The organism is Nonomuraea sp. NPDC049649 (assembly GCF_040675175.1).
In the GTDB taxonomy this organism is placed as follows: Bacteria; Actinomycetota; Actinomycetes; order Streptosporangiales; family Streptosporangiaceae; genus Nonomuraea.
Window position 1 is genome coordinate 214,350 of record NZ_JBFAOH010000010.1, and the last position, 7,220, is coordinate 221,569.

The 7,220-nt window shown below is 71.8% G+C and carries 6 protein-coding genes; 2 read left to right on the top strand and 4 right to left on the bottom strand.

Translation table 11 applies throughout. From position 1 onward, the window contains the following. Positions 1-36 precede the first annotated feature (36 nt). Positions 37-3,369: a BTAD domain-containing putative transcriptional regulator gene (locus AB0J42_RS16615; protein ID WP_364294665.1), complete on the bottom strand. Its 3,333-nt coding sequence runs from the start codon at positions 3,367-3,369 to the stop codon at positions 37-39. 55 nt (positions 3,370-3,424) lie between these two features. On the opposite strand from AB0J42_RS16615, the gene AB0J42_RS16620 reads away from it, so the two are divergent. Further along, positions 3,425-4,699 (top strand): FAD-binding protein, encoded by a 1,275-nt coding sequence (locus tag AB0J42_RS16620; protein WP_364294668.1) that lies wholly within the window; start codon positions 3,425-3,427, stop codon positions 4,697-4,699. A 74-nt stretch (positions 4,700-4,773) separates the two neighbouring features. Here AB0J42_RS16620 and AB0J42_RS16625 read toward each other — a convergent pair whose 3' ends face one another. The 3 genes from AB0J42_RS16625 to AB0J42_RS16635 form a co-directional block, all read right to left on the bottom strand. Next, positions 4,774-4,977 (bottom strand): hypothetical protein, encoded by a 204-nt coding sequence (locus AB0J42_RS16625; protein ID WP_364294671.1) that lies wholly within the window; start codon positions 4,975-4,977, stop codon positions 4,774-4,776. 113 nt (positions 4,978-5,090) lie between these two features. After that, the gene (locus AB0J42_RS16630) at positions 5,091-5,372 is read right to left on the bottom strand and encodes a hypothetical protein (protein ID WP_364294674.1); all 282 of its coding nucleotides are present in this window, start codon (positions 5,370-5,372) and stop codon (positions 5,091-5,093) included. Between the two features lies 1 nt (position 5,373). Then, positions 5,374-5,901, bottom strand: coding sequence for an ATP-binding protein (locus tag AB0J42_RS16635; protein WP_364294677.1), 528 nt, complete (start codon positions 5,899-5,901; stop codon positions 5,374-5,376). A gap of 210 nt (positions 5,902-6,111) precedes the next feature. Here AB0J42_RS16635 and AB0J42_RS16640 point away from each other — a divergent pair, with 210 nt between their 5' ends. Then, on the top strand, positions 6,112-6,927 hold the full coding sequence (locus AB0J42_RS16640) for a helix-turn-helix transcriptional regulator (RefSeq protein WP_364294680.1): 816 nt from the start codon (positions 6,112-6,114) through the stop codon (positions 6,925-6,927). Positions 6,928-7,220 lie beyond the last annotated feature (293 nt).

Consider the following 7,220-nt stretch of genomic DNA (forward strand, 5'->3'; position numbering starts at 1 on the left):
GTGGTCACGATACGCGCACGCCCCGACATATCCCGGTCACCGGCCGCGGCCCGCGTGTGCGGCCTCCCACAGGTCGCGGCTGTGCCGCTCCCAGTACGCCAGGCCCAGCCGCCGATGGGTCGCGACGGCGGCCCGCGCGTGCTCCGCCGCCTCATCCGTACGGCCGAGCCGGAGCGCGAGCTGGGCCAGCACGTCGCGCACCGAGCCGAAGACCGCGCTGCCCGAGCCCATCACCACGAGCTGATCTGCGATCGGCAGCAGCCTGGCGTAGAGGTCGTCCGGGGAGGGGGTGCCGAGCCGGGCGGCGACCAGCCCCCACACCGGCCACAGGAAGTCGGCCGCCCAGTCCCCCCGCAGGCCGCCGCCCCAGCGGGCGGCCAGCTCGCGGGCCAGGTCCTCGCGGCCGTCCTCCAGGGCGGCCAGGACCGCGACCGGGCGCACCGGGGCCATCAGCGCGGGCTCGGCCGCGGTGACCAGCTCGTCCACCAGCCCGGCCGCGCCGCCGCCCGCCCGCCCGCACACGTAGCGGGCGATGAGCCGGCGGGCGTCCAGGCCCCACAGGCTGGCGCCGTAGCGGGGGGCGGGGAAGCGTTCCAGCAGCGCCTCGGCCTCCTCCCAGCGGGCGCGGAGCATCAACCCGCCCGTCTGCGCCACCCGTACCATCGCCTCCAGCTCGGGCCTGCGCAGCTCGCGCAGGAGCTGCTCGCAGCGGGACAGCTCGCGCTCCCACTCTGCGAGCTCCCCCGCGCGGAGCAGACAGGACATGCGGATGGTGCGGGCGATCAGCCGTTCCTCGCGGCGCAGGCACGAGAGGGCGAGCAGCTCGTCGGCGGCGCGCAGCCGCTCCTCGTTCCGTCCCGGTACGAACGACGCCAGCAGGTGGTTGTTGAGCGTCCGGGCGAGCAGGGCGGAGTCGCCGGTGGCGCGGGCCAGCTCGACCGCCTCGGCGGCGTACCGCTCCCCCTCGGCGCGGCGCGGCCCGTAATGCAGCTCGACGCCGAGCGTGCCGAGCAGCGCCGCCCGGTCGTGGTCGCACATCGGGCCGGCGAGCAGGTTCTCCAGCACGCCGGTCAGGTCGTCGTCGACGAACCCGTACGGCCGCCAGTTCCACACCGCGGGCGCTCCGAACGCCGACGCCGCCGCGACCAGCGCCGCCCGGTCATCGATCCGCTGCGCCTGCGCGATCGCCTCGGTCAGATCCCGGAAGGCTCCCTCGGCGTCTCCTGCCGCCCGCCTGGCCTGCCCGAGGCCGGTCAGCGTGCGGCAGCGGGCGGGCGAATCCCCCGCAGGCAGATGGGTCAGCGCCAGCTCCCAGAACCCGACGGCCTCCTGGTAGCCGTGCCGCCCCGCCGCCTGCAGCGCGGCCCGCGTGGCGTACGCGACGGCCTTCCCTGCGGGCGCCAGCGGCACCGCGGCGGCGAAGTGCGCGGCCAGCACCTCGGCTCCCGGCCCGCCGACACCCCCGAGCGCGTCCTCCCAGCCCCAGCCCCAGCTCCACGCGTCCGCACCACCACCCGACACCCGCACCGGACCCCGCCCATCCGGCTCGGCCTCCCCGCCCTGCCCAGCGACGCCACCGTCCGGCGCAGCCGCCCAGTTCTGAACGTAGGCGGCTTCGAGGTGTTCGGCGGCGCGCAGGTGAAGGCGGGCGCGTTCGAGACGGGTGAGGCCGGTGTCGAGAGCTTCGCGTACCAGGGCGTGGGAGAAGCGGTATCCGCCGGCCGCCTCGGCGACCAACCCGGCGGCCAGCGCGGGCTCCAGGGCGGTCATGACGTCCTCGGCCGGGCGGCCGGTGAGCGCGGACAGCAGGTCCACGTCCGACTCGCGGCCCGCCACGGCGGCGGCTTTCAGCAGGTCCTGGGTGGGGCCGGGCAGCCGGGCCAGACGGCGGCCGATCACGTCGCCGGCGCCGGGCGGCACCCGGTCCCGCTCGCTCTCCGGCAGCCGCAGCAGCTCCTCCAGGTAGAACGGGTTCCCGCCGGACCGGTCGAGCAGCGCCACCGGGTCGGCGCTCACCTCACGCAGCCGCAGGTAGTCGCGGACCTCGGCGGCGCCGAACGGGGCCAGCGGCAGCCGCAGCCCGTCCCGCGACAGCGCGCCCAGCGTCTCGCGCAGCCGCTCCGGCTGCTCGCCCGGCCGGAGCGTGGCGATCGCGAGCGTGCCGGTACGGGGCAGCTCGGCGGCGACGTACTCCAGGAGCCGCAGCGAGGAGGCGTCGGCCCAGTGCAGATCCTCCAGCACCAGCAGGGTCGGCTCCGCCCGCAGACAGACCAGGACGTCGTCGTACAGATCGAACAGCTCGGCGTGCGCCCGCGCGGGCAGCACCCCGGCCTGCCGCCACGGCCAGAACGCGGGCGCGCCGCCCCCGTCAGGACACCGCCCCCAGGCGACCCGGAACCCGCGGGCCTCGGCCAGCCCGGCGGCGGCACGGGCCAGGCTGGTCTTGCCGATGCCCGCCTCGCCGCTCAGCACGACCAGCCCGCCGTGCCCGGCCCTGGCCTCGCCGATCCGCTCCTCCAGCGTGCGGATCTCCCGTTCCCGGCCCACCAGCCGATGACGTCCCGGCACGTCCGGCCGCGGCCCGGCCGCCACCGGCGGGGCGGGCGGCTCGTCCAGGTCGGGCGACTGGGCGAGGACCGCCTGTTCGAGCCGCTTCAGGGCGGGCCCCGGCTCGATGCCCAGCTCGCCGGCGAGTAACGCGCGCACCCGGCGCAGCGCGGCCAGCGCCTCGGCCTGCCGCCCCGACCGGTAGAGGGCCAGCACCAGCAGCGACCACGCCCGCTCCCGGTACGGGTCGGCCGCCACCAGTTCCTCCAGCTCCGGCACGCTCGCCTCGCCCAGCTCCACCCGGGCCGCGAGCCGGTCCTCCAGCACACCGGAACGCAGTTCGGCCAGCCGCGCCGCCTCCGCCGCCGCGAAACCCAGCCCGGGGAACTCCGCCAGCGGCTCCCCCCGCCACAGCCCGAGCGCCCGGTCCAGCACGCCCGCCGCCTCTCCGGGCCGCCCTGCCGCCAGCAGCCGCCTCCCGTCGGCCGCCCAGGCGGCGAACCGCCCGGCGTCGGTCTGGGCGGGGGTGATGTCGAGCAGGTAGCCGGGCTCGCGGGTGAGCAGCAGCCGCGGCGGGGTGCGCGGCCGGCGGCCGGGCTCCAGCACCCGCCGCAGATGGGAGATGTACGCCTGAAGCGTCGCCGTCGCCTTGGCCGGGGCCTCGCCCGCCCACAGCTCCTCCACCAGCCGGTCCAGCGAGACCGGGCGGCCCGGGCTCAGCGCGAGCATGGCGAGCACGGCCCGCTGCTTGCGGGTCCCGAGGTCCAGGCGCTCCCCCGCGGAGCCGACCACCTCCAGGGGGCCGAGCAGTCGCACGTCCACGGACCCCAAGTGAACCTCAAGTCACTCGCAAACCGGAAAGTGGATGCTGTCCCGCATGAACGAACTGAAGAACTTGATCAAGGGCAGGCTGTGGCTCCCGGGGGACGCCGGGTTCGACGAGGCGCGCACGCCGTGGAACCTGTCGGTGAACCAGCCGGTCGCCGCGGTCGTGGAGGCGACCGGCGCCGACGACGTGGCGGCCACGGTCGGTTACGCCGCGTTGCACGGGCTCACCGTGACCGCGCAGGCGAGCGGCCACGGCGCGGTGGCCGCCGAGGGCGTGATCCTGCTGCGCACCCACCTGATGGACGGCGTCGAGATCGCGGACGGCGTCGCCCGCGTCGGCGCCGGCGCGAAGTGGGGCGAGGTGCTGGCCGCGGCCGGGCCGCTCGGGCTCACCGGCCTCGCGGGCAGCTCCCCGGTGGTGAGCGTGGCCGGGTACACGCTGGGCGGCGGGGTCGGCTGGTTCGGCAGGAAGTACGGGCTGGCGTCCTCGCGGGTGCTGGCCGCCGACGTGGTGGACGCCGCCGGGGCGCGGGCGCGGGTGACGGCCGAGTCGGACCCGGAGCTGTTCTGGGCGCTGCGCGGCGGCGGCGGTGACTTCGTGGTGGTGACCGGGCTGGAGTTCGCGCTCGACCCGGCGCCCGTCCTTTACGGCGGGCGGGTGACGTGGCCGCTGGAGCGGGCTCCCGAGGTACTGGCCGCCTACCGCGAGGTCACGGCCCGCGCGCCCGAGGAGCTGACGGTCTGGTTCGACCTGATGAAGTTCCCTGGCGCGCCCGGGTTCGTCGCGATCGACTGCACGTACCTGGGCGAGCACCCCGGCGAGCTGCTGCGCCCGTTCGACGCGATCGGCGGCACCATCAGCGACAGCAGGGCGGTCCTGCCTGTCGCCGACCTGGGCTCGATCTGCGCCGAACCCACCGACCCGACTCCGGGGGCCGGGCGGGTGGAACTGCTGACCGGGCTGGACGACGCGGTCGCGGACGTGCTGCTCGCCGACCCCATCGACCCGCTGATCAGCGTCCAAGTCCGGCACCTGGGCGGCGCCCTGTCCCGCCCCTCCGGCGGCGCGGCCGGGCGGTTCACCGAGCCGTACCTGGCGTACATGGTGGGCGCGCCCCTGCCCGGCACCGCCGAGCGGATGGACGCCCTGTCGAAGGCCCTGGTGCCCCATACGAGCGGGCGTAAGCCGTACACGATGCTGCACCCCGGGGAGCAGGCCGCGGCCGCCTTCGACGCCTCGGCCCTCGCCCGGCTGCGCGACCTCAAGCGCGCCCGCGACCCCCACGGCGTGATCCGCGCCAACTACCCGGTGCTGGGCGCGTAGCACTGGACTCTCAACCGTCCGGGGGTCCTCACTGAAGGGTTTCCGACCGTACGGCCTTTCACCGCGGGCTTGCGTCAGATCGTCCCGAAATCGCCGTGCCGTCCCGCACCGGCCGTGAACCGGGCGGCGCCCTCGGCGGCCTGCGGGAGGGAGGCCAGGCCGTGCCGGAGCTCGTTCCGCATGGCCTCCTCCCCCAGCCCCTCCTGCTCCAACACGGACATCCGGTCACTCCGCAGGCAGACCTGGGGGAATCCCTCGCGCTCCACCCGTACGCTCATACGAGCCTCCTCGGCTGCTGATGACAGAATGCGACTAGACGAGCGCCCTCCGCCAAGCGCGGTCAAGAGGGTGATGGAGGTCTTGCCCTTTTTCTCCGCACCTCCAGATGGGATCAGCTCGCTTCTCCGCGCAGGATCTGCGCGAAGAGCCGTACGGCGGTCGCCGTCAACGTCCACGAGGTTTCGTGTACGGTCTGCTCCTTGCGGTCTGTACGGCGGACGAAGGCTTGGCCGCCGGCCGCGCACAGTTCGTACGTCGTTTCGCGGCACTCACAGGTGTGCAGGATCACCCGAATGCGCGGTGTCCGAGGCGTGGGGTCATGCCAGGTGAGCTTGACGTGTCCGACTATCGGCGGCTCGACGTGCGGGCCGTGGAAGTCGTGGATGATCTGCACGTCACGCGCTCCTTTCGACGATCTCGACGTGGTTCTGAGGAGCGACGCCGACTTGGGCTCTGGCGGAATCGCGGACGGGGCCCGCGTCAGGAGGGGCGGCCGCCGGGAGAGAGACGGGAAGCTCGAACCACACGGCCCGGCCAAACCAGCGCCTCTTGACGCCCCATTTCTTGGCTACGGCCTCCAGGATGTGCAGCCCCCGCCCGCCGGATCCGCCGGGGTCGTCGCGAAGTCGCGGCCCGGACCACCACCCCTGGTCTGTCACCTCGACCCGGACCCATCCGGCACTCAGCCACATGCGGACTCGAAACGAACCTTTGCTCCATCTGCCGGAGATCGTGTGTTTGATCGCATTACCGGCAAGTTCGGTCGCGAGGAGACGCAGATTATCCAGCAGCTCTCCGTCGTCAGCCACTTCAGGTAGGGCGACTACAAGCCATCTAGCAACATAAATACGGATATCACTTACAATTTCCGGGCGTCCGGGAAACCGCATCTCACCTATGAGTTTCATCCTGAGCGCAGTCATACCCTATGCCCCATTCGTGTAGGTATACATACCAGCAGTGACCTTGCAAAGTGCTGTTATATGACCGGTCGCTGAACCGGTTACCTTGCGGCACTCCACACACTGCCTGCCAAGCGCTACATTGTCTGCGGAAACATTCCCAGAGCGATCCCAGACTTCGACTGTTACCAACCCAGAAGACCTGGGATAGACCTGGCAACGGGAGCAGAGATGCCAGCACCGAAAGAGCTCGACCCAACCGCCGGCCCGACAGCACGTTTCGGTGCCGAGCTACGCAAATACCGATATGCAGCTAAATTGACTCAAGCTCAACTCGCCCAACGCATCGGCTACAGCCAGAGCCGTATAGGCAATGTGGAGCGCGGTGACGAGAACCCGACCCGCGAGTTGATCGAGCTCTGCGAGAAGGCACTGGGGCTGGAGGGCGTTCTCCTCACCTACTGGCCTGCCATCAGCGGGAGCCGCGTTCCGGAGTGGTATCGGCAGTGGCCACCCATCGAGCGACGAGCCGACCAGATCATCAGCGTCGCCCCTCTCCTCGTGCCGGGGCTGGCGCAGACCGAGGAGTACGCTCGCGCCGTCTTCGAGGGAGAGCCGGATGCGACACCCCAGCAGGTCGAGGAGGCCATCCAGGCCCGGCTGGAACGGCAGACCATCTTCGACCGCCCCACACCACCTCAATACCTCGCAGTCATGGACGAAGGCATCCTGTATCGTCCGATTGGAGACGGCTCCGTGATCCGGCGCCAGCTTGAGCACCTGATCACCATGGCCGAGAACAACTGGTTCAACGTCCAACTCATCCCGTACGAGGCCCTATGTACGGCGGCGCTGGTGGGGCCGATCGTTCTGGCCCAGGAGGATGGCGTGCCGATCGCCGGATACGTCGAATCAGCCCTCCACGGTCGCGTTGTCGACAAACCCGACGAGATCAAACGCCTCGTACGTCGGCTCGAATGCGTGCGCAAGGCCGCGCTTCCCGAGTACCTGTCAATGCAGCGGATCAAGGAGAGAGTGACGTCGTGAAGTTAAGCGAAGAGATCACCAGGGAAATATCGGACCCTACAGGTACTACATTCACAGATCTTGGCGTTCGGCTGCGTAACTGCCTGTAGTAGGTCCATCGTCATGCTGTGACCTGTTCTCTCACCTACGATCTGGTCGTGTCCTGGGATGCAGAGCTGAGCGCGTTGACCGAACGGATCGCCAGGCCGATGTTCACCCGGCCTGAGCCCCGCTCAACGTTCGGTGACCTGGTCCGCGCTCTGCTGGCCGACGTCCCGCGGAAGAACTCCTGGCAGCTGGCCGACCACATCGGC

Coding starts and splice junctions, on each gene's coding strand:
- AB0J42_RS16620 (WP_364294668.1), top strand. CDS start 3,425: ATGAACGAACTGAAGAACTTGATCAAGGGCAGGCTGTGGCTCCCGGGG.
- AB0J42_RS16625 (WP_364294671.1), bottom strand. CDS start 4,977: ATGAGCGTACGGGTGGAGCGCGAGGGATTCCCCCAGGTCTGCCTGCGG.
- AB0J42_RS16635 (WP_364294677.1), bottom strand. CDS start 5,901: ATGACTGCGCTCAGGATGAAACTCATAGGTGAGATGCGGTTTCCCGGA.
- AB0J42_RS16640 (WP_364294680.1), top strand. CDS start 6,112: ATGCCAGCACCGAAAGAGCTCGACCCAACCGCCGGCCCGACAGCACGT.